Source organism: Photobacterium sp. OFAV2-7, from assembly GCF_022347985.1.
Classification (GTDB): domain Bacteria; phylum Pseudomonadota; class Gammaproteobacteria; order Enterobacterales; family Vibrionaceae; genus Photobacterium.
The window spans coordinates 1-2,807 of sequence record NZ_JAKRFQ010000705.1; the positions used below are offsets into that span (position 1 = coordinate 1).

Consider the following 2,807-nt stretch of genomic DNA (forward strand, 5'->3'; position numbering starts at 1 on the left):
GATGAGCTGGTTGCAGCCCTGGCAGCTGTTGTTGACTATAAGGAAGGCAACCAGGCCATTGAGGTAACTCCAGCCCAGTGCGCAGATTTGGCTGCAGCCTTCACCGCTGCTGGTGATGATAAAAGTGCGCAGTTCGCAGCAAAGGCTGCTCAATCAACTCAGCCATTGGTTATCGTGATTCTTGCAAGCGACGAAGCCCCGGCTTCCGTTGCCGAAGGCTTCCTGAAACTACAGCTTATCTCTAATCGCCTGGTTAAGCCTCATGGCATCGTGCTGGACGGCATTTTTGGCCTGCTACATAACATCGCATGGACCAGCCAGGGCCCGATTGATCTCCCTGAGCTGGCCGATCGCCAGATCGAAGCGCGCCTAAACGGCGAAGTACTGACAGTAGACTGTGTCGATAAATTCCCGAAAATGGTTGATTACGTCGTGCCTGCTGGCGTACGTATTGCTGATACATCACGTGTTCGCCTGGGTGCCCACGTTGGTGAAGGTACGACAGTCATGCACGAAGGCTTCATTAACTTCAATGCAGGTACTACAGGTGTCAGCATGGTTGAAGGCCGTATCTCTGCCGGTGTCATGGTTGGTGAAGGCTCAGACGTCGGTGGTGGTGCCTCTATCATGGGTACCCTGAGTGGCGGCGGTAAAGTGGTTGTCTCTATTGGTGAAAACAGCTTGCTTGGCGCCAATGCCGGGCTTGGTTTCCCACTGGGTGATCGCTGTACTATTGAGTCAGGCCTGTATGTCACGGCTGGTTCTAAGGTCCGTATGCTTGATTCACAAGGCAAGGAAGTTGAAGTGGTTAAGGCCCGCGACCTGGCTGGCAAGCCAGACCTATTGTTCCGCCGCAACTCTGTGACAGGTCAGATCGAATGCCTGACTAACAAAACAGCCGTTGAGCTAAACAGCGAGCTGCACAGCAACAACTAATTCATCAGGTTGTCTGAGCATCAAAAAGGCTGCCTCGGCAGCCTTTTTGCTATCTATCGTGTTAGTTCATGAGCTAATAGCCACGCTCTATCAGACCGTAACTACCTTGATTTTCATTACACTCATCCGGGTATCCCTGATTGAGCACGGTACTGACCGTTGTCTTTTGGCTGCAGTATTCAAACCGTCCCTGCAGATAACCGGCACGATACTTCTCATACTCGGTTTCTGTCATTGCTCCCTGCTTATTCAGGCGATTTTCATCCCACTCCCGATACCCTTGCTGGCCGTGATACGCTCCAAGTTGCTCCCACTCTTTATTCTGTGATAACTCAAGTTCACGCTGGCTGACACAAGCTGTCAGGGTAATAGCGACAACCAGACAGATAAATCTCAGCATAGTCTTCTGCCTCAACGAGGAATTCACTCTGCTGATAAGTATGGCTCATATTCCAGCCCAATCGACGAGATTAATTTAAGGCAGCCACAGCTTCACGCCCGCTTTCAGAGCGAGCCCCGAAATACACCAGCACCAACCCGACACCGGCGGCAACCAACATCACACAGCCAAGGTGCCAGGCCTGACTGATCCCGAGCTTAAGCAAAAAGCTACTTAGCAAGGATGCAAATACCATCTGACAGGCTCCGGACAAGGCTGACACGGTACCGGCTTTGTTGCCGTAAGGAACCAGCAACAACGACTGGGCACAAGGGAACGCCATCCCGTTAGCCATTGCCAACAGAAAATGCCCCGTACTCATCCAGACAGGCTCAACCGGGGCCAGAATCAAAACACTACCGGCCAGCAGGTGTAGCATTGGTGCGAGCTGCAGCATCTTTTGGGTCCCCACCACAGGACGAAGCCGCTGGCATACAATCCCACCACTCAGTAATCCAAAAGCCGGGACCATCGCCCACAATGCATATTCATCCGACGTCATCCCAATCTGAACCTGCATAATGAAGGGCATCATAGAGATAGAAATGACCACTAAGGAAAAATTCACCCAGCCAAGGCCGGCAAAGGTAAGAAAATGCCGCTCCTGCATCAGGGAGAAATAGGAAACGACCAGTTTACTGACGGACTGAGGGGCCGACGTTAGCTTCAATGTTTCCTTAAATGTCAGCAGCAACACCAACCAAACCACAGCGATATAGCCCAGCAATAATATAAAGACCGCCAGCCAGCCCGAGTAATGGTTAACCAAGCCACCAATCACCGGCGCTACTATCGGTGTAAACGCCGCGACAATCGCGACCCAGGTCATCGCCTTGACCAGATGATGACTCAGGTAACTGTCCCTTATCGTCGCTCTGGCAAGTACAGCAACACTCCCGGCTCCAAGCCCTTGCACAAAGCGCCCAGCCAATAACCAGCTGAACGAGTCAGCATGCGTCACTGCCAACGCCAGTCCAAGCAAGGCGATAAGCAACCCGGAAAGCAAAACAGGACGACGGCCAAATACATCTGACATTGGGCCATAGATAAGCTGGGAAGGGCCAAAACCCAAAAGATAACCAGAAACCAATAGCTGTGCCTGCTCAGAGCTCACTCCCAGATCCTTTGCGATCCACGGCAGTGAAGGAAAAACCAATCCCAGGCTAAGTTGGCCAATACTGACAATCAAGCATGCCAGCAGCAGCGGCTTCCAGTTAAATTTGTGCATAGATACCCTCAGTTAAACGCCGAACAGCCTCCAGATCTGTTTATCAGAGGCTACTTCCATTATGCATTTTCCGGTGAAAACTATTAGCAGCGTGGAATTAAGGGATTATTTCCTGAAGGGACACAATAGCAACCGCCCAGAGATCCTGAGCGGAAAGTATCAGCAAAAGTAATGATGCGATGGGTTACTTATTGATGATATAAG

Annotated in this window: 3 protein-coding genes; 1 reads left to right on the top strand and 2 read right to left on the bottom strand. The window is 51.3% G+C overall.

Going from position 1 to position 2,807, the window contains the following annotated elements:
- Nucleotides 1-936 (top strand): 2,3,4,5-tetrahydropyridine-2,6-dicarboxylate N-succinyltransferase (gene dapD / locus MHN01_RS23335; protein WP_239413745.1); only part of this gene is annotated, 936 nt, incomplete at its 5' end.
- Nucleotides 937-1,009: 73 nt separating this feature from the next.
- On the opposite strand, the gene MHN01_RS23340 is transcribed toward dapD, so the two are convergent.
- Nucleotides 1,010-1,336, bottom strand: a complete 327-nt coding sequence (locus tag MHN01_RS23340; protein WP_075762679.1) for a DUF2799 domain-containing protein — start codon at nt 1,334-1,336, stop codon at nt 1,010-1,012.
- 70 nt (nt 1,337-1,406) lie between these two features.
- Nucleotides 1,407-2,603 carry an MFS transporter gene (locus MHN01_RS23345; RefSeq protein ID WP_239413746.1) on the bottom strand — a complete coding sequence of 399 codons (1,197 nt, stop codon included), beginning with the start codon at nt 2,601-2,603 and terminating at the stop codon, nt 1,407-1,409.
- Nucleotides 2,604-2,807 lie beyond the last annotated feature (204 nt).

What these genes read in the sequence shown, in the direction of transcription:
- MHN01_RS23345 (WP_239413746.1), bottom strand. Translation starts at nt 2,603, where the DNA reads ATGCACAAATTTAACTGGAAGCCGCTGCTGCTGGCATGCTTGATTGTC.
- MHN01_RS23340 (WP_075762679.1), bottom strand. Translation starts at nt 1,336, where the DNA reads ATGCTGAGATTTATCTGTCTGGTTGTCGCTATTACCCTGACAGCTTGT.